Genomic DNA, 18,918 nt, shown 5'->3' with positions numbered 1-18,918 from the left:
GCGGGCGGCGTTGCCAAGGGAACGGCCGAGGATCATCCGGTCGCATTTAACGACAATGTAATTCAGAGCCGTGAAAGGACGCGATTCAGCGGCCTATGCTGTTGCGCCGCGTTTGCGCAAACCTTCTGGCTGGATCGTCAGCACCAAGTGGCGGTCGAGGACGACAGTGCAATGATGCAAGGTGCGGCGCAGCGGCATTCCCCGAGCCGCGCTGTCGCGAAGCACGAGAACCAGAGCTTCAAGGCGATCGAGCCGCACTGGGGTTGATGCGACCAAAGTGGTCAGAGCGTCCTCGATCACGCGAAGCACGAGTTCGTCGGGTTCGGCGAACAGGTCGGCCGCCTGAAACCTGCGTTGGTCCGGCGAAGCCTCTGCGGCGCAGCGTCGGGCGAGATGATCGGCCGCACTCTCGAGCGCGGCCTCCGCCCGCGCGAGCCGCTCCGCGAGCGCACCCAGGCGTTCCGGCGTCAGCCCCTCCGCCGCAAGCTGCGGGGTCAATCGTCGCCAGCGTGCTCGCGCGAAGCGTGGATCCACGTTGGAGGGATCCTGAAGGAAAGGCCAGTTGTTGCCTATGCAGAGCGAGACGAGCGTCTCTTTACGCAGGTTGAGCAACGGGCGGACCAGCATGAGTCCATTGCGGGACGACACCGGTCGGATCCCGCAAAGGCCGCGCAGACCGGATCCGCGCGCGAGCCGGAACAGCAGTGTTTCGGCCTGATCGTCCAGCGTATGCGCGGTCGCGACATGCGAGGCACCCACGTCGGCCGCCAGTCCGAAGAGCAGATCGTGGCGTGCGTCCCGGGCTTTTTCCTGGATCGCGCGGCGAGGCTTGTCGCCGTGCCAGCGCAACAGATGGAAGGGAAGCCCAAGCCCTCCTGCCGCAGCCTGGACGGCCTCAGTCTCTGCCGCCGCTTCTGCGCGTAGGCCGTGATCGACCGTGGCCACATAGAGGGGGACGCGAGAGGTGAGGTGCCACGCGGCTGCAAGATGCATGAGGGCCGTCGAATCCGGACCTCCTGAGACAGCGAGCACGACGCCATTGGCCTGAGCGAGATGGCGAAACAGCCGTGGCAAGTCGAAGCTTTGGGTTGTGACCGGCCCGAGGCTGTCCGGCACGACTCAGCAGCGGGCTCGTTTCATCTCACGGTCGACGCTCGCGCGCACGTCGGCCGAAGCGGCCGGGTAGCGGCGTGTGACCTCTTCATAGGTTGCGCAGGCCTGCTCCTTCACCCCCATGGCGTTCAGCGACATGCCCAATCGCAAAAGCGCGTCCGGCGCGCGGGGAGCCTTGCTGAAGTCGGTCGAGAGCCGAAGATATTGCTCCGCGGCTTCGCGATGCCGTCCGAGCCGTGAATAGGTTTCGCCGAGCAGGTACACGGCATCGGGCACCAGCCGGTCGCGCGGATATTTGTCGATGAAGCCTTTTAGGCCCGTCGCCGCGCTATCGTATTGACCTTGCTTATAGAGATCCAGATCGCTGTTGTACTCGTCGCGCGTGCCGCCCGGGACGAGGCTCGCGACCTGTCCAGGACTCGGTACGGCCGGACGCGGAACCACGACGCTGTCCGTGGTGGGCAAGGCCGGCGAGACGGTGTCGCCGGGCGTCCGCCGCATGAGGTCGAGCGGTGCGTTCGGGGTCGCATCGACGATGCGTGCCGGGGGCGTCCCGGTCTCAGAACCGTTCAGGGGTGAACTCGGTGCGGTCGAACCGAGTGGGCGCGGAGCGCCGGGCGCGGTCGGGTCGGACGACGGATCGAACGCATCGCCGGTGCGGCGAGCCAGCTTCGGGCCCGTGACACTTGGGCCGGACGCGGGCGTGGTCGGAGTGACTCCGCTGGCGTCCAGGGGCATTCCTGCGGCGCCATCGAGGGCCGGGTCGGCTTCCGTCTTCTTGACAGGTCGGGGCGCGGCAGATCCTGCTCCGCCAGGACGGCTAAGGTCCTGGAACCTGAAGTCGACATCCTGCTGCATCTTGCGCAGATCGTCCGTCAGTTTCCGGTTCTGGAACTGCAATTCCTCGATTTGACCGGTCAGCGAGCGAATCGTCCCTTCCAGCCGGTCCATGCGGACCGTCAAGCCGGCGGCGCTCGATTGCGGGTCCGGCGCCATACCCTGATCGTCGTCAGCTTGCGCCAGGACGATCGGGTGGGTGGCTCGGACCTGTTCGCCTGCCTGCGCACCCGAAACAAGCGCTGAGACACACAGAACAGCGCTGAACATCAAGGTGACCGGGACGCGCATACCGTTTTATCTCAGCGATAGAGGAGCCGCCCGAAAGACCGACCGTTTTCGGCCAAATTGTGATGTCTCGCGGAGATCGTGCTCTTAGGACTGACCGCCGTTCAATACGGTGACGGCGCGACGGTTCTGCGACCAGCATGAGATATCGTTGCAGGTCGCGACGGGCCGTTCCTTGCCGTACGAGATCGTGTGCATGCGCGCAGCCGGAATCCCCTTGGCGACGAGGTATTCCTTGACGGCATCCGCGCGGCGTGAGCCGAGCGCGAAGTTATACTCGCGTGTGCCGCGCTCGTCGGCATGCCCCTCGATCGTGAAGGCATAATTGCCGTAACGCGCCAGCCACACGGCCTGCTTGTCCAGCGTTGCCTGGGCGGTCTGGCTGAGCGTGGTCTGGTCCGATTCGAAGAACACGCGATCGCCGACGTTGACGGCGAAATCCTGCACGCTTCCGGGCGTCGCCATTCCGGCACCAGAACCGGTGCCGAGACCGCCGCCACCCAGCGCCGCGTCTTCGATGCCGTTTTTGGCGCAAGCCGTGAGCGCCAGCCCGGCCGAGAGAAGAGCGGCGAACTTCAACAGGCGCAAAGAGGTGAAAGGCTGCATCGCAAAAATCCCATCCAACCGCGACCGATCAGGCCTTCTCATTAGACTGCCGATGGTTAAGCGAAGGTTCTGTCAACCTTGTTGCAGGCGTGACAGACACGTCGGCGCCACCTGACGCCGCCATATGGTTAAGTGTTTGTTGATGGCCTGAGTGCGGCAGATGTGTTGTAAAAACACAACATATCGCCGGATTCCTCTTTCGCCGCGCGCTACTATGGTGCGTCGCGTTCATAAGCGATCGACTTGAGCCCCGGCCTTATTCAGCGGCCGTCGCCATAAGATGCTCCTGGGTCGTCATATAATCACGCGTCAGCGGCACCGCGTTCACGGAGCGGGACAATTGCAGTTGAAAGACCATGAACCCGTTGAAGCGAAAGCTCATTTCGCTCGACGCGAGATAGAACTCCCACATCCGGCAGAACTTCTCGTCGTATTGCGGCGGCAGGCGATGGCGATTGGCCATGAACCGTTCTCGCCAGAGCCGGAGTGTCTCCGCATAGTGGATCCGGAGCACTTCGAGGTCCGTGAGCCACAAGCCGCTGCGTTCAATCGTCGGAAGAACTTCAGACAAAGCCGGAACGTAGCCACCAGGGAAAATAAATTTGCGGATGAATCCTGACGTGCGCGACGGTCCCCGCATACGGCCGATCGAGTGCACGAGAGCAACACCATCAGGCGCGAGACGCTCTGTCATCGTTTGAAAGTATTGGGCGTATTGGGGGATCCCAACATGTTCGAACATGCCGACTGAGACGATGCGATCGAACGAGCCTTCGACCTTGCGATAATCCATGAGCTCGAAGCTGACCCGGTCCTCCAGGCCCATAGCCCGTGCCCTCGCCACTGCCAGCTGTTCTGTCGAGAGCGTGATGCCCACGACACGTACCTGATGGGTGCGGGCAAGGAACAACGCCATGCCGCCCCAGCCGCAGCCGATGTCGAGAACCCGCATGCCCGGCGCCAGCAGTAGCTTCGCCGCGATATGTTCCTTCTTGGCAGTTTGGGCTTCCTCGATGGAGGCGTTCGGCGATCTGAAGTAAGCGCAGGAATATTGCATGTCGGCGTCGAGAAAGAGCCGATAGAAATCTTCCGAAAGATCGTAGTGGTGCGCCACGTTGCGGCGTGAAGCCGTTAAGTCGTTGTGCTGCTGTATTCGCCGGAGGACGCTGTTCGCAAGGGCCGCGAAGCCATTCGTGATATCCGGGCGAGGCTCCTCGAAATTGTAGCCGATCAGCTCGATAAAGTCCCAGAGATCGCCCCGCTCGATCGTCAGATCCCCGTTCATGTAGGATTCCCCGAGGTAGCGGTGGGGATCCAACATGAGTTTGAAGGGGGTCAGAGAGCCATGCAGCCGAACAGTCACCTCGAGCTGGCGATGATGGGAGAGATAGGGGGTCCCGCCCAACTCCACCAAATCCCCATTGGGGGCAATGAGGCGGAGACGACCGATCTTGATCAGGTCTCGAAGTCTTTTTTTCCACATGACAAAGGCCGCACGCAGCTACGCTTTTGCCAAATTCTGACGCCCGTGTGACGGGGTCGTCAAGAGGCGCGGACCTATTTTACCCCCTTGACGTCAGAAAATCATCGTACCTTCATTTACCCCTGCAGCGGCCCCCAGTTTGGGTCGGATGCAAAGGACGGCGTCGGAACCAGGAATTCGCCACGTCCGAAAATGTCGACCATATAGATCTTCGAACCCGCGTTGCCGCCGGGATCGCGGAAGAACATGACATAGAGGCCGTTCGGAGCCCATGTCGGGCCCTCGTTATGGAAGCCTTCCGTCAGCACGCGTTCGCCTGAACCGTCCGGTTTCATGACGCCGATCGCGAAGCTCGAAGATTTCTGGCGCGTGAAGGCGATGAGATCGCCTTTGGGAGACCAGACCGGCGTTGAATAGCGCCCTTCCGCAAACGAGATCCGGCGCGCCTCACCACCCGAAGCACTCATAACATAGATCTGCTGCGTCCCGCCGCGGTCACTTTCGAAGACCATCTGTGAGCCGTCGGGCGAGTAGCAGGGAGAGGTGTCGATCGCGTTCGAATTCGTGAGTTGCGTCTGTCCTTTGCTACCAAGATTGAGAGCGTAGATGTTTGAGGCGGCGCCTTGCGCCAGCGACATGGCCAGGCGTTGTCCGTCCGGCGAGAAGCGAGGCGCGAAGGTCATGCCGGGAAAGTTGCCGACAGACTCGCGCTGACCCGTCTCGAAATTGAGGATGAAGACCTTCGGCTCGTCCTGGCCGAACGACATGTAGGCGACTTCCTGCCCAGAGGGCGCAAAGCGGGGCGTGACAACCAGATCCTCGCCGCGCGTCAGATATTTTGTGTTGAACCCGTCCTGGTCCATGATGGCGAGGCGCTTCTTGCGCTTCTCGGCGCTGCCAGTCTCGTCGACGAAGACCACGCGCGAATCGAAAAAGCCCTTCTCGCCCGTGACTCTGGTAAATACGGCGTCGGCCACGATGTGTGCGACTCGGCGCGCATTGGAGGCCTCCGTCGCATATTGCTGTCCGGCAATTTGAGCGCCGGCCGCAAGGTCCCACAAGCGAAACTCGGTGTTCAACTTGCCATCGCCCGCTCGCGTACTTTTGCCGGTCAGAACGAATTGCGCGTTCGTGGCTTTCCAGGCGGCGAGGTTCGGCGCATCCGGGTCCACATTCTGCTCCGGGAAGGTGGACGGATCGGTCGGCTGGAGGAAGGTCGAGCGTTTGAAGTCGTTGCCGATGACTCCCGACAGCTTGGCGCCCTGTTCGGCGTCGCCGCCGAAATTCGTGACCGCGATGGTGATTGGCCGGAAGGCACTGCCGGGGCGAATGTCCAGGTAGCGCTCCTGCGCGCCGGCCGGCAGGGCCCTGGAGATGCCCCATCCCAAGGCCAGGGCGGGCACGGTCGCGAGAGCGGCGCGTCGGGAAAGAAGGGGCTGCATGATCAGTCCTGGAACGGGCGGAGGTCGGGAACGGAAGGTGCGGAGGGCGTGAGCGGTCAACCCGCCATTTCTTGCGGATCGAACCGCAAGACGCGTCCCTTCCACTCGTCGTAGTAGGGGGCATATTGGGACGGGATCCGCAGCGGATTGCAGCGCCGGACCGCACGCAGCGCGCTTTCGGCGAGGTTGCGCAGGGTGGGATCGCTCGGCGGATTCACCAGCACGGGATCGCTGGCGAGGCCGCCGCTCTCATCATAGGTCACCCGAATCTGCGGCACGTATTTCTGGCCCGGGCTCAGGCCGAGATAGCTCCAACACTGCCGGTATTGCTCTTCCATCAGGCCGTCGAGTTGGCCCCAGAGCGAGGGAGCCATCCTGTCGGCATGGGCGGTCGCCGAGCCCAGCGAGGCGAGTTTGCTCTGTTCGCGGCCGGTCGCGGCCTTCTGGGCCGGGGCATCATGACTGAGCAAGCGCGAGATGTCCGTGAGGTCGAATGTATGGGACTGCTCGTCGGTTTGTGCCGCAGTCGGGGGCGCAGGCGTGCGAGCCATCTTGGTCGGCGCTTTGGGCACCGGCTTCTCGGCGGGTTGGTCGGCCGGTTCCTGATCGAGCAGCTTGGCCAGTTGATCAGGCTTCGGCACCACCTTCGGAGGCTTTGGGGTCGGGTGCGGCTTTACCGGTGGGGTCGGTTTCGCCTCGGCCACGCGCTCTGGCGGGCGTGGCGGTTCGGGGGGAAGCGGCTTTGCCTGAACGGGTTCCGCATCCGCATCGACCCGTTCCGGCGGCGTCGGCACAACGGGGGCGGGCGCCGGCGCAGGGCGCGACGGCGGGGTGGGGGGCGTCGGCGCCGGTGGCGTCGGCTGTGTCTCAGCGACCGGAGGTGGAGGTGGTGTGGGGGGCGTCGGTGGCTGCTCTTGCGTGACGGGTTCCGGTGCGGGCGGTGGTGGTGGCGTCGGCACGGTTTTCTGCGCGTCAGGTGTCGGCGGCGTCGGTGTCGCTTCGGGACTCGGATCGACCTTGTCGACTTTCGGCAGGGCTTCCGGCCGTACCGCCGAAGCGCTCTTGTCGCCCTGCATCACCTTGTTGAAATCCGAGTCGCTGATCGTCTCGATCGGCACGGTCTCCTGCATCGGGTCGAACTGTTCCGGCTTCGTGAAGGTGACGATCAGCATCAGCAGGGCAAGAAGATGCACGCCGCCTGAAACGACGTAGCCCGGCTCCGAAAGCTTCAGCTTCAAAGCGGCCTCGTTTTCACTGCTTGTCGTTTTCGGTCACGAGAGCGACTTTCTTGAAGCCGGCTGACGTGATGATCGACATGACCTCGGCGACCCGCCCGTAATTCACTGTCTTGGCCGCGCGGACGTAGATGCGCTCATCGAAACCTTCCTTGGAAAGGCTCGACAGTTGATTGGCCAGCCCGTCGGTGGGTGCCGCCTGATCGTTCACGAACACGTCGCCCTTCTCGTCGATGGCAACGCTCAGCGGCTTCTGGTCGACGTTGAGGGCCGCCGCCGAGGTTTTCGGCAGGTCGATCTGCACGCCGCTCGCGAGCAGTGGTGCGGCGACCATGAAGATGATGAGAAGAACCAGCATCACGTCGATGAACGGCGTCATGTTGATATCGGCCATCGCCCCGTAACGCGGAACGCCGCGCTTGCGCCGCCCGCCCTTGCCGCCTACTCCGGCCGACATACCCATGTGAACGTCTCCCGGCGCGTCTGCGGCAGCCCCTCAGGCCGCGCGATCCCGTTCGCCGCCGACATGCTGGTCGATCTGGCGGGACAGGATGGATGAGAATTCGTCGGCGAAGCTTTCCATGCGAGCCTGGAAGCGTGCCACCATGCCCTGAAGATTGTTGAAGAAGACAAGCGCCGGGATAGCCGCGAAGAGGCCGATGGCCGTGGCGAACAAGGCTTCGGCCAATCCGGGTGCGATGACCGCGAGGGAGGTATTCTTCGATGCCGCGATGGAACGGAAGGACGACATGATGCCCCAAACCGTGCCGAACAGGCCGACGAAGGGCGCCGTGGAGGCGACGGTGGCCAGCACGAGAAGGCCGGATTCAAGCTTTTCGACCTCGCGCGCGATCGACACGTCGAGAACCTTTTCGAGCCGGGCATGGAGCCCCATGAAGGAGGCGCCGACATTCTGGAAGGATCGTTTCCATTCGCGCATCGCGGCGACGAAGCAGGACGCCATGCCGATCGTCGGCTTCTGCGACGACGTCTGGTAGAGTTCCTCCAGCGACTGGCCGGACCAGAAGACCTGCTCGAAGCGGTCCATCGCCTTCCGGGTCTTGGCAAACAGCATGGTCTTGTTGATGATGATCGCCCAGCACCAGACGGATGAACTGAGCAGGCCGATCATCACGATCTTCACCACGAGATGAGCATTCCAGAACATGCTCATGATCGAGACTTCGGTCACCGCGCCTGCGGCATCAGCGGGATTCATGCGGTCAGGGTCCTTGCAAGCCGGACGCGGGGTTCAGCGTCGCGTGTCCTGTCGCCCAAATCCGACGATTGTTGGGCTGGCAGCAGGCGCGATCGTTCTCCCATCTGTGGCCATTAAGCAAGTGTCAACCTTAAGATCGCGTTAACGCCTCATTTTAACGCGATTTCGGCCATGCTTGGTGATGCGGTCCGGGCAGAGATTTTTGCTGCAAGGGCTGGCGGAAACCGCCGAGCGCGACCTCCGCCCACCAGAGCGACCTTGACGGCCGCGGTGATCAGGATCTCATCGGCACGGAGAATCCGTTGATCGAGCACGAGCGACGCGCCGGCCTGAGCGCCTAGCAGCGTTTCGACGATCACTTGGTCGTCCATGCGGGCCGGTCTCAGGAAATCCACCGTCATCTGGCGCACCACGAAGGCGAGAGGTTGCCCGGACTCGTCCGTAAGTTGCGCCTGATCGACCCCGAGGGTGCGCAGGAACTCCGTCCGGCCCCGCTCCATGAAGCGGAGATAGTTCGCGTGGTAGACGACGCCGGAAAAATCCGTGTCCTCATAGTAGATCCGCACCGGGAGTCGATGTGGCGCCTCAGTCATCGGCCGAGTTCTCGAACATGCCGAGTTGACCGGCATCGGGCCTCGACGGGAGCGCCAGGCCGAGATGCCGAAACGCGTGCGGTGTCAGCAGGCGACCTCGCGGGGTACGCTGCAGGAAGCCAATCTGGATCAGATAGGGCTCGATGATATCCTCGATCGCGTCGCGCGGCTCGGACAGCGCGGCCGCCATCGTCTCGATCCCGACCGGACCGCCGCCAAACGACAGGGCGATCGCGTCGAGGTAGCGACGGTCCATCTGGTCGAGGCCGATGCTGTCCACTTCGAGCAATTTGAGGGCGCGATCCGCGATTGCGCGCGTGATGGTGGGCTCCTCGTCGACGATGGCGAAATCGCGCACCCGGCGCAGCAGGCGGCCGGCGATGCGCGGGGTGCCGCGGGCCCGCTTGGCGATCTCGTTGGCGCCATCGTCCGACATTCCGACGCCGAGCACGCGCGCGCCGCGCGACACGATGTGCTGGAGCTCCGGCACCGTGTAGAAATTAAGACGGATCGGGATCCCGAAGCGGTCGCGCAGGGGCGTTGTCAGCAGGCCTGCGCGCGTGGTGGCGCCCACGAGAGTGAATTTGGCGAGATCGATCTTGACCGAACGCGCAGCCGGCCCTTGACCGATGATGAGGTCGAGCTGGAAATCCTCCATGGCCGGATAGAGGATTTCCTCGACCGCCGGGTTCAATCGGTGGATCTCGTCGATGAAGAGCACGTCCCGCTCTTCGAGAGCCGTCAATTGCGCCGCGAGGTCGCCCGCTTTGGCGATCACGGGGCCGGAGGTCGAGCGGAAATTCACGCCGAGTTCGCGGGCCACGATCTGGGCCAGGGTGGTCTTGCCCAACCCTGGGGGGCCGACGAACAGCACGTGATCGAGCGCCTCGCCGCGCGTTTTGGCGGCTTCGACGAAGGTCTTCAGATTCTTGCGCGCGGCCTCCTGGCCCACGAAATCGCCGAGCACGAGGGGACGCAGCGACAAGTCGTGATCGTCGTCGCGTTTCTCGGGCGTGGTCAGGCGGCGGGGTGGCTTCGACAATCGGGGATCCTTCGCGGGGCCTTTGCGCCTGTGCTATTGTTTTTGCATGAATGCAAGAGCGCGACGTCCCCGGTTCGTGCAGCGGGAGCCACGATAGAGAGGAACCATGTCCCATCTGACGGATCAGTTCGACGTGATGGATCTCGACGACTTCGAGGAACTCTTGGCCGACAGACCGCGCGACGAGCGCTGGGAACTGATCGGCGGCCGGGTCGTGAAGATGATGGTCGGGGCTCGGTGGGAGCACAACATCATCGCCCAGAACCTTGCATTCGGTCTTCGCCAGAGGCTCCGCGCTCAGAATAGTCCCTGCCGTGTGTTCCTCGAGACATTCTGCATGAAGAACAAAACGGTCGAGAGTGCCACATTGCCAGATATCATGGTGCATTGTGGGGCACTTCCAGCTGGCGCTACATCAGTTGATAACCCGGTGGTACTGATCGAAGTTGTGTCCCGAGGGAGTGCGGCGCGCGACCGTGTTGAAAAATGGGGCGTCTACCAGCGGCTGGGCTCTCTGCAGCATTACGTTCTCGTGGAACGTGATCGCTCGGCCATAGACGTCTTTGATCGAGCGGGCGAAGCCTGGGCCAGCCTGCGAACGCTCGAAGGACTTGAGGCCGTGCTTGACCTGCCGGCGCTCGATGTTTCCCTGCCCCTCAGCGAAATCTATCAGGACGTCCTCACCACGTGACCGCCACGCCCCGCGCTTTCGTGATCGGTCAGCCGATCACCCATTCCCGTTCGCCCCTGCTGCATGGCCACTGGCTGGAAACTCTTGGTCTGCCTGGCTCATATGAGCGGGTGGAGGTGGCACCGGAGCGCCTTGCGGAGTTCGTCTCCGGCCTGCGGCAGGCAGGGTTCGTCGGCGGGAACGTCACGGTGCCGCACAAGACGGGGGTGCTGGCGCTCGTCGACGAGTTGGATGATGCCGCGCGGACGATCGGGGCTGTCAATACGCTCTGGTTCGAGGGGGATCGACTCTGGGGCGGCAACACGGATGCCATCGGGTTCTTATCCGCACTCGACCAGGAGGCGCCTGGCTGGGATGAGGAGGCTAGGGTTGCCACTGTGATAGGGGCAGGGGGCGCCGCGCGGGCCATCGTGTACGGATTGCTGCAGCGCGGCCTGGACGTTTGGCTCGTCAACCGGTCGCGCGGAACCGCCGAAGCGCTGTCGCAAAGCTTCGCCCGGTTACCCTCGGTGCACGACCTCGACGCATTGCCGGGCTTGTTGTCCGATACGGACCTCCTCGTGAACACGACGGCTTTGGGCATGACCGGCAAGCCGCCCCTGGTGCTCGACCTCGCGGGCCTGAAGCCGGGCTCCACGGTCTGCGACATCGTCTATGCGCCGCTTGAAACCGACCTGCTGCGTCAGGCGCGTGCGGGCTGCCACCCGGCGGTCGGCGGTCTCGGCATGCTGATGCACCAGGCCGTACCGGGGTTCGCGCGCTGGTTCGGACGCGTCCCCGAAGTGACGCCGGCCCTGCGCGCCACGCTCGAAGCCGATCTCGCCAGGCGCTAAAGCGGCATGCGGTATTGAAGGAAGCCGCTCTTGCTGCCGATCGCGTCGTAGAGCGTCATGGCCTGCGTGTTGGTCTCATGGGTCAGCCAGTAGAGGCGGCCGGCACCGCCACCCAGCGCCGCGTCGTGCACATGCGCGATGAGGCGCCTCCCGACCCCACCGCCCCGGATCTCTGGCGCGACGAAAAGGTCCTGCAGGTAGCAATAGTCCTCGATCATCCAGGTCGAGCGATGGAACAGCCAGTGCACGAGGCCAACCGCAAGATCGCCTGACCAGGCGAGCGCCGCCCAGACGGGTTCCGTGGGATCGTGGATGCGTCGCCAAGTCTCGGCGGTCACGGCCGGAGGAAGGTCAACCTCGTAGAAGGTTTGATAGCCTTTCCAGAGCTTTTCCCATGCGTCGCGATCGTTCTGGCCGGGCGGCCGAATGGTGAGGGCGGGAGCAGGCATGGATTCTGTCGACGGCATGGCCACGTACCATGCCGGAGAGGGCGCCGTTACACCAGTCCCTTGCCGGCATCGGATCCCTTTCGCGCCTGTCGGGCGCGCGAATACATGATGCCGAGCAGCGCCACCGAGATGACCATGAACGAGACGGCCGTCGTGGTGGTGCCGAGGGCGTAGATCTGCGGCGTCGTGACGGTTGTGGTCAGTGCCTGGAGTTCCATGGGAAGCGTGTTGTAGGAGCCGATGGCCTGGCTTGAACGGGCGATCTCGTCCCAGGACAGGGTGAAGCCGAACAGCGCGACCCCGATGAGCGAAGGCAGGATGATGGGCGCGACGACGTAGCGGAACGTCTGCCAGGGCGACGCCCCGAGATCGCGCGCCGCTTCCTCCAATCGCGCGTCGAACCGGTTGAAAATGGCGAACATGATCAACAGTCCGAACGGTAGCGTCCAGGTCAGATGGGCGCCGAGACCCGAGGTGAACAGGCCCATCGAGGTCGTATAGCCATCCGTCAGCCACGCGGGCCCGTAGGCTTTGACGAAATCGTCGAGTTCCCGAAACATCAGCGCGATGCCGAGCGAGGTGATGATCGATGGGACGATGAGGCTGGCGATCGCGGTATAGAACAATAGCCCCTGGCCACGGAACTTCTTGCGGAAGCCAAGCCCCGCCAGAACCGAGAACACCACTGTGACGACCATCACGGTGAGGCCGAGCGCGAGCGAGCGCCGGAAAGCCGCGCCGATGTCGACGATGCCGCCACCTTCCCACAGCTTGCCGAACCAGTGGAGCGAGAACCCCGCCATCGGAAAGGTCAACCCGCCCGTCGGCCCCTGAAACGACAGCAGGAAGATGACGATCATCGGCCCATAGAGGAACAACACATAGGCGGCGAAAAAAGCCGCCAGCAGATAGAAGCCGAGAGAGCGACCTTCCCGCATCCTAAAGTTCCTTTCGGATGTCGACCACACGGGTCAGCAGCGTGATGATGCCGAGCGTCACGACGAGGAGCAGCACCGCGTTGGCGGCGGCCGGCGGGAATTGCAGCGCGTTGAGGCGCGTCTCGATCACCTTGCCGGCGGAGGCCACTTGCTCGCCACCCATGACCCCCACGGTGATGAAGTCACCCATCACGATGGTCACGACGAAAATCGACCCGATCACGATGCCGGGTTTCGCCAGCGGGATGATGACGTTCCACAGCGTCTGCCATCCGTTCGCTCCGGCGTCATAGGCGGCTTCGATCAGCCGTTTGTCGATCCGGGCCATCGAATTGAAGATCGGAATCACCATGAAGAAGGTGAACAGGTGCACGAACGCCAAAACCACGGAGAATTGCGAGTAGAGCAGCCACTCGACGGGCTGGCTGACGACGTGGCCGCCGACCAGCATCTGATTGATCAGCCCATTGCGCCCGAGCAGCGGGATCCACGAGATCATGCGGATCACGTTCGAGGTCCAGAACGGAATGGTGCAGACGAGGGCCAGGGTCATCTGGACGGTGACGGACCGCACGTGGAACGCCAGGAAATACGCGATCGTGAAGCCGATTACGAGGGTCAAGGCCCAGACCAGAAAACAGAATTTCAGGGTCGAGCCATAGGTCTTCAGGATGGTGCAGACATCGGGAAGCTGGCTGACGCAGCCCTCGAAATTTTCGACATAGGAGCGCGTCGTGAAGCTCGGGATGGTCTCGTAGTCGTTGTAGTCGAAGAAGCTGACCACGACGACGAGGATGAGCGGAACGACGAAGAACGCGAGGAACACCAATCCGAACGGCATGGCCTGGACCCAACCCGGCAGAACGCGTCCGAGTGGCGAGGCATCCTCCCGACTGAGCGTCGGGTCGGATGCGATCGCGGCGGCGGCCGGGTTCCTGGGTGTCGGTATCGAGTCGGTCGTGGTCACGGAGAGCCCTCAGGTTTCCTTTCCCCTGGGACGGGAAAAGGTGCCCGGCAGGGCGGATGAGGGTCACCTCAGCGCCGTGCCGCCCCTCATCCGACCCTTGCTGACGCAAGGGTCGTCTTCTCCCGCCGGGGCGGGAGAAGGAAGTTCATGCATCAGGCCGCGATGAACTCGTTCCATTTGCGGACCATGTAGTCGTTCTCGTCCATGATCGAGTTCCAACAGGCGACGCCGCCCATGCGGTCTTCATAGGATCCGCCGTCGCGGCTGGCGCCGGCCTTTTCCAGCAAGGTGCCGTCCGGCGCCTTGATGTCCTTTTCGGCAGGCTTGCCTTCCATCCAATAGGCCCATTCGTAGGGCTCCATATTGGCCTTGGCGGTCGACAGCACGGCCGAGTAATAGCCTTGGCGATTGAGGTAGGCGCCGGCCCAGCCGGACAGGAACCAGTTCACGAACTCGTAGGCGAGTTCCTGCTTCGGTCCGCTGACGCCCTTCGACACGGCAAAACCCGACGCCCAGGAACGATAGCCTTCCTTGAGGGGCTGGAACGTGCAGGCGATGCCCTTGGATCGAACCGCCGTGACGGCGGGCGACCACATGGACTGGATGACGGTTTCGCCGGAGGACATGAGATTCACGCTCTCGTTGAAATCCTTCCAGAAAGCGCGAAATTGGCCGGCCTGCTTCGCTTCGGTCATGACCTTCATGGTCAGGTCGATCTCGGCCTTCGTCATGTTGCCTTTGTCGGCGTATTTGTGCTTGCCGGTGGCCTCGACGACCATGGCGCAATCCATGATGCCGATCGACGGGATGTTGAGCAGCGCGGCCTTACCCTTGAACTCCGGATTGAGGAGTTCGGCCCAGGAGGTGATCGGGCGCTTGATGAGGTCCGGCCGGATGCCGAGTGTGTCGGCATTGTAGACCGTCGGGATCAGCGTCGCCCATTCGGTCGGCGTCTTCGAGAATTTGGTCGAGTGCTGTCCCTCGAGGAACATCACCTTCTTGGGTGCCGTGCCCTGGTCGCCGATCTTCTTGCCGTTCGGCAACTCGCCCTTGGTGAAAATGGGCGTGATCTGGTCGAAAAGCTTGATCTTCTTGGCGTCCATCGCCAGCAGGTTGCCCGACGGCACGAGCTTTTTGAGCGAGAAATATTCGGTGTCGACAAGGTCATAGGAATTCGGTTGCGTGATGACCCGCTTCGTCACGTCGTCGGTCGTGACGGCCACGTATTCGATCGTGATGCCAGTGTCTTCCTTGACCTTCTTGGCGATGTCGGCCGACTGGTTCACGGCCGTGCCGAGATAGCGCAGGGTCTTGTTTTCCTGCGAATGGACGGCCGGGAAGCCCGTGATGGTTCCGGCGCCCGCCAGGGCACCGGCTGCGGCGCCGGCGGTTTTCAGCAACGAGCGGCGGGACAGTCCCGAGGTTTCATCAATCTTCTTCATGGTGTTCCTCTTTAACAATGTTGAGCAGCGATCAATCAGGCTGCCTGACTGAGGTGGTGTACATCGCGCTCGCCCCAGGAGATCGCGATCGGGTCGCCCGGGTTGAACGGAGTCTGGTCAAACGTGGTCTCGTCGGTCGTCGCGGTGATCTCGCGCCCATCCCCGTCTTCGATGGCCAGCTGCACATAGGTGCCCTGATACTCGACCGACCGGACAACGCCATCGATCAGCCCATTGGTGCCCGGCTGCGGCCGTCGGAGGAGGAGGCGGTCGGCCCGCACCGCGATCGGCCCGTTGACGGTCGGGATCACATTGTGGCCGCCGATGAAGCGCGCCACGAAGGCTGTGTTCGGATGGTTGAAAACGTCGCGCGGTGCCCCGGCCTGTTCGATCTTGCCGTTGTTCATGATCACGATCAGGTCGGCGAGCGCCATCGCTTCGTCCTGGCTGTGCGTGACATGGACGAAGATGATACCGAGCTGCTGCTGCAGGCGACGCAGCTCCATGCGCATCTTGATGCGCAGGAACGGGTCGAGGGCCGACAGCGGCTCGTCGAGCAGGACGATCTGCGGTTCGGTGATGAGGGCGCGAGCGAGGGCGATGCGCTGCTGCTGGCCGCCGGAGAGCTGTGCCGGCAGTCGGTCGCCATATTGATCCATCGCCACGAGCTTCAACAGCTGACGGGCTCGCGCCTGCCGCGTTGCCTTGTCGACCCCACGCATCTTGAGAGAGAACGACACGTTGTCGACGCAGCTGAGATGGGGAAACAAAGCATAGCTCTGGAACATCATCGCGGTGCCGCGCTTCGCTGGCGGCAGGTTGGTGACATTGGCCGAGCCGAATACGATGTCGCCCACGGTTGCCGATTCATGCCCGGCGATCATCCGGAGTGTCGAGGTCTTGCCGCAACCCGACGGACCGAGCAGGCAGCAATAGGAATTCGCCGGAATCTTCAGGTCGATCGCGTCGACAGCCGTTGTGTTGCCGTAGCGCTTGGTCAGGTGAACGAGTTCGAGATCCGCTTGCCGCACGAGGCTGCCTCCGGTGAATGGAAGCAGCGAAGCAACGCCCGTGCCAAATTGATGCCTCGTTCATCTCGGTCCGTGAGGCCCAATCACGCGGCCCGCAGCCCGAAAGAGCGGCAACTGTGCCCAATTAGAGGGCTGGATTGTATACGATCATCGTCGCGGGAAGATGGGCACGGGCTTTGCTGGGGAGTCACGACAAACGCCGGGGTGAGTGAGCAAGGTCGGGATGGATGTTCTGGAGTCGCTGGCGCCCGAGCGCTCACCCGATCGCGGTAAGCGGCCCTCCAACCGTGTGACCACGATCTGCCGCGCGATCCAGACCGCGATCGCCGAGCAAAGGCTGATGCCGGGGACCCGCCTCTCCGAGGACCAACTCGGCGGAATCTTCGGCGCGAGCCGCACACTGGTGCGGGCCGCATTGCAATCCCTCGCCCGGGACGGCGTGGTCGTGCTGACGCGGAACAAGGGAGCGGCCGTTGCCCGCCCCACCGTCGAGGATGCCCGCGCGCTCTTCGAGGCGCGCCGCATCATTGAAGCCGCCACAGTGTCTCGGGCCGCGCTTCGTGTGACGGCGGCCGACATCGCGACGCTTGAAGCCTTGGTAAAACGGGGTCGCGACGCGCTCGACACGCAGGACCGCGGTCGGGCGATCCGCATGTCCGGCGAGTTCCATCTCGCGATCGCCCGCATGGCGAAGCAGCCGGTGCTCCATGAGTTCCTGAGTGAACTCGTGGCGCGCTCGTCGCTCGTGATTGCCCTCTACGGCCACTCCGCCCATTCCGAATGTGGCGATGCCGAGCATGCCGGGCTGATCGACATCCTCCGAAACCGCGATCCCGCGCTGGCGACCGCGACCATGATCCGCCACCTCGATCACATCGAGGCGGATCTCGACTTGGTCCAGCAGCCGCCCGAAGCGCGACCGCTCTCCGATATTCTGCGTGCCTCATCCGGAGCGGACTGAGGCCGCCAGGACGACGCCCAAGCGAACGTCAGTCCGCCGCCGCGCGGGCCTCTGCGGCGAGCGTCACGAGCAACTGCCGCAACTCGCCTCCCGAAGTCACGGGCTGCGGAAAAACGAGGCGGCCTGTAAGATCGCCCGAGACGAGATCCATCCCCTCGGGATCGAGGCCGCTCAAACGCCAATCACGATCCGGGAGCCGCAACAGTCGCGTCGCGTAAAGCTTCAGGGCATCGCGATGGTCCGCATTCATATGCGCGACCGCGCCCTCTTCATGCATGATCAGGGCCTCGCATCCCTCTGTCCGGGTCAGGACCGCGTCGCCCGCGTAGATGGCGGCCCGCCCGAAGCCGCCGTTCAGATGCGCTGCTTGAGGGACGCAGTGCCAAAACGCGAAATCCGGGAAATCGGCATAAAGCTCTGACTTGGGGTTCCGACTGAGAAAGCGGCGACGTGCTTCCGGCCTCTGCGAGGGGTCGAAACGCGCCGCTTCGCCCACAAGGGTCAAGCGAGGGTGAGCAAGGGGGTCGCCGCGGCCCGCCTGGGCGAGAAGGATGGAGCAGCGCCCGTCGGCATCGAGCTGCCGCGTATGCGCCGCAAGTTGGGACAGGAGCAGGATCATGCTCCCATCGGGCATCGTCGCGACCGCCGTCAGACTGGCGAACGGAGTGCCTTCCGGCGTGAGCGTCGCCAGAGTTGCGGCCCGGATCGTGCGGATCAACCGTTTCGCCTCGGCCAGGAGGGCGGCTTCCTGTGATTCGGCTTCGTCCATGGTGGGTTCAGTGATGTTGGGTCGATCCGATGAATGCGCGAAAGCGTTCCGATGTGGAGGAGCCGAAGAGTTCGCTCGGCGGCCCATCCGCTTCGATGCGTCCGGCTTCGACGAAGATGACGCGGTTCGACACATTGCGGGCAAAGCCCATCTCGTGCGTGACGACCAACATGGTGCGGCCTTCCTCGGCCAAGGCGCGCATGACACGCAGCACCTCGCCGACGAGTTCCGGGTCGAGCGCCGAGGTCGGCTCGTCAAACAGCATCACCTCCGGTCGCATGGCGAGCGCCCGCGCGATCGCGGCGCGTTGCTGTTGGCCGCCGGAGAGATGCGACGGGTAGAAATGACGCTTTTCAGCGATACCGACCTTGGCCAGCAATGCCTCGGCCTCGGCGACGCACTCGCTCTTGGGCCGTCTCTGGACGTGAACGGGTGCTTCGATGACGTTCTCGAGAACCGTCATATGCGACCAGAGATTGAAGCTCTGAAACACCATGCCGAGGCGGCTTCTGAGCCGGTCGACCTGAGCGGTGTCGGCCGGGGCCGCGGTTCCGTCCCGCTTTTTACGCATGCGGATTGTTTCACCGCCGAGGCTGACCTCGCCCGCATCGGGTGTTTCGAGCAGGTTGATACACCGCAGAAACGTGCTTTTGCCCGATCCGCTGGCGCCGAGAATGGAGATCACGTCGCCCTTGCGGGCGTCGAGCGAGATCCCTTTCAGAACCTCCAAGGCGCCGAAGCGCTTCTCGATGCCTTTCACGCTCAGCGCGATGGGTTGCTCGCTCACGGCACTCTCCGGCGGCGCGGTAGGGACGCCCTGCTCTCAACATCCCCCGATGCGGCCGGTCCGGCAAGCCTGAAGATGAGGTTCCTCGACGAAGAATGAACCTGTCCCGGTGCGTCTGCTCGTATTTCGCCACACTTGCCCTTATATAAGCCCCACCTTCCGATGTCCGGCGGTTCGCCTCGGAAGTTGGAA

20 protein-coding genes are annotated in these 18,918 nt (G+C 63.3%); 3 read left to right on the top strand and 17 right to left on the bottom strand.

What is annotated here, in order from left to right; genetic code table 11:
- Positions 1 to 93: 93 nt before the first annotated feature.
- The 10 genes from tilS to ruvB all read right to left on the bottom strand — a co-directional run bounded on the left by tilS (position 94) and on the right by ruvB (position 9,858).
- Positions 94 to 1,116 (bottom strand): tRNA lysidine(34) synthetase TilS, encoded by a 1,023-nt coding sequence (gene tilS / locus M8523_RS09445; protein ID WP_282584611.1) that lies wholly within the window; start codon positions 1,114 to 1,116, stop codon positions 94 to 96.
- Positions 1,117 to 1,119: 3 nt separating this feature from the next.
- Complete coding sequence (gene ybgF, locus M8523_RS09440; RefSeq protein WP_282584610.1) at positions 1,120 to 2,241, bottom strand: tol-pal system protein YbgF; 1,122 nt, start codon at positions 2,239 to 2,241, stop codon at positions 1,120 to 1,122.
- Positions 2,242 to 2,325: 84 nt separating this feature from the next.
- A complete protein-coding gene (gene pal, locus M8523_RS09435) occupies positions 2,326 to 2,844 on the bottom strand; it encodes a peptidoglycan-associated lipoprotein Pal (protein ID WP_282584609.1) in 519 nt (172 codons plus the stop codon).
- Between the two features lie 256 nt (positions 2,845 to 3,100).
- Positions 3,101 to 4,327, bottom strand: a complete 1,227-nt coding sequence (locus M8523_RS09430) for a class I SAM-dependent methyltransferase (protein WP_282584608.1) — start codon at positions 4,325 to 4,327, stop codon at positions 3,101 to 3,103.
- A 116-nt stretch (positions 4,328 to 4,443) separates the two neighbouring features.
- On the bottom strand, positions 4,444 to 5,769 hold the full coding sequence (gene tolB, locus M8523_RS09425) for a Tol-Pal system beta propeller repeat protein TolB (protein WP_282584607.1): 1,326 nt from the start codon (positions 5,767 to 5,769) through the stop codon (positions 4,444 to 4,446).
- A 56-nt stretch (positions 5,770 to 5,825) separates the two neighbouring features.
- Entirely contained in the window at positions 5,826 to 7,007 is a 1,182-nt protein-coding gene (tolA, locus tag M8523_RS09420) for a cell envelope integrity protein TolA (protein ID WP_282584606.1), read from the bottom strand.
- A gap of 13 nt (positions 7,008 to 7,020) precedes the next feature.
- The gene (gene tolR, locus M8523_RS09415) at positions 7,021 to 7,467 is read right to left on the bottom strand and encodes a protein TolR (RefSeq protein ID WP_282584605.1); all 447 of its coding nucleotides are present in this window, start codon (positions 7,465 to 7,467) and stop codon (positions 7,021 to 7,023) included.
- A 33-nt stretch (positions 7,468 to 7,500) separates the two neighbouring features.
- Positions 7,501 to 8,223 (bottom strand): protein TolQ, encoded by a 723-nt coding sequence (tolQ, locus tag M8523_RS09410; protein ID WP_282584604.1) that lies wholly within the window; start codon positions 8,221 to 8,223, stop codon positions 7,501 to 7,503.
- A 149-nt stretch (positions 8,224 to 8,372) separates the two neighbouring features.
- The gene (gene ybgC, locus M8523_RS09405; RefSeq protein ID WP_282584603.1) at positions 8,373 to 8,816 is read right to left on the bottom strand and encodes a tol-pal system-associated acyl-CoA thioesterase; all 444 of its coding nucleotides are present in this window, start codon (positions 8,814 to 8,816) and stop codon (positions 8,373 to 8,375) included.
- Complete coding sequence (gene ruvB / locus M8523_RS09400; RefSeq protein WP_282584602.1) at positions 8,809 to 9,858, bottom strand: Holliday junction branch migration DNA helicase RuvB; 1,050 nt, start codon at positions 9,856 to 9,858, stop codon at positions 8,809 to 8,811. The genes ybgC and ruvB overlap by 8 nt, the downstream gene beginning before the upstream one ends.
- A 106-nt stretch (positions 9,859 to 9,964) precedes the next feature.
- On the opposite strand from ruvB, the gene M8523_RS09395 reads away from it, so the two are divergent.
- Positions 9,965 to 10,549, top strand: coding sequence for a Uma2 family endonuclease (locus tag M8523_RS09395; protein WP_282584601.1), 585 nt, complete (start codon positions 9,965 to 9,967; stop codon positions 10,547 to 10,549).
- On the top strand, positions 10,546 to 11,382 hold the full coding sequence (locus tag M8523_RS09390; protein WP_282584600.1) for a shikimate dehydrogenase: 837 nt from the start codon (positions 10,546 to 10,548) through the stop codon (positions 11,380 to 11,382). The genes M8523_RS09395 and M8523_RS09390 overlap by 4 nt, the downstream gene beginning before the upstream one ends.
- Here M8523_RS09390 and M8523_RS09385 read toward each other — a convergent pair.
- The 5 genes from M8523_RS09385 to M8523_RS09365 form a co-directional block, all read right to left on the bottom strand.
- A complete protein-coding gene (locus M8523_RS09385) occupies positions 11,379 to 11,831 on the bottom strand; it encodes a GNAT family N-acetyltransferase (RefSeq protein ID WP_282584599.1) in 453 nt (150 codons plus the stop codon). The two genes, M8523_RS09390 and M8523_RS09385, sit on opposite strands and share 4 nt — an antisense overlap.
- Before the next feature lie 47 nt (positions 11,832 to 11,878).
- On the bottom strand, positions 11,879 to 12,769 hold the full coding sequence (locus tag M8523_RS09380) for an ABC transporter permease (protein ID WP_282584598.1): 891 nt from the start codon (positions 12,767 to 12,769) through the stop codon (positions 11,879 to 11,881).
- A gap of 1 nt (position 12,770) precedes the next feature.
- Entirely contained in the window at positions 12,771 to 13,610 is an 840-nt protein-coding gene (locus M8523_RS09375; RefSeq protein WP_282584824.1) for an ABC transporter permease, read from the bottom strand.
- Between the two features lie 278 nt (positions 13,611 to 13,888).
- Entirely contained in the window at positions 13,889 to 15,178 is a 1,290-nt protein-coding gene (locus M8523_RS09370; protein ID WP_282584597.1) for an ABC transporter substrate-binding protein, read from the bottom strand.
- 35 nt (positions 15,179 to 15,213) lie between these two features.
- Positions 15,214 to 16,209: an ABC transporter ATP-binding protein gene (locus M8523_RS09365; protein ID WP_282584596.1), complete on the bottom strand. Its 996-nt coding sequence runs from the start codon at positions 16,207 to 16,209 to the stop codon at positions 15,214 to 15,216.
- A gap of 223 nt (positions 16,210 to 16,432) precedes the next feature.
- Here M8523_RS09365 and M8523_RS09360 point away from each other — a divergent pair, with 223 nt between their 5' ends.
- The gene (locus M8523_RS09360) at positions 16,433 to 17,170 is read left to right on the top strand and encodes a GntR family transcriptional regulator (protein WP_282584595.1); all 738 of its coding nucleotides are present in this window, start codon (positions 16,433 to 16,435) and stop codon (positions 17,168 to 17,170) included.
- 28 nt (positions 17,171 to 17,198) lie between these two features.
- Here the strand turns inward: M8523_RS09360 and M8523_RS09355 are convergent, their stop codons facing one another.
- Together M8523_RS09355 and M8523_RS09350 are read right to left on the bottom strand one after the other, a co-directional pair.
- Entirely contained in the window at positions 17,199 to 17,939 is a 741-nt protein-coding gene (locus M8523_RS09355; protein ID WP_282584594.1) for a HugZ family pyridoxamine 5'-phosphate oxidase, read from the bottom strand.
- Positions 17,940 to 17,946: 7 nt separating this feature from the next.
- On the bottom strand, positions 17,947 to 18,726 hold the full coding sequence (locus M8523_RS09350; protein ID WP_282584593.1) for an ABC transporter ATP-binding protein: 780 nt from the start codon (positions 18,724 to 18,726) through the stop codon (positions 17,947 to 17,949).
- Between the last annotated feature and the right edge of the window lie 192 nt (positions 18,727 to 18,918).

Origin of the sequence: Lichenifustis flavocetrariae (assembly GCF_026130545.1) — a bacterium.
Taxonomy (GTDB): Bacteria; Pseudomonadota; Alphaproteobacteria; order Rhizobiales; family Beijerinckiaceae; genus Lichenihabitans; species Lichenihabitans flavocetrariae.
This window is presented reverse-complemented; position numbering and strand designations above follow the sequence as displayed.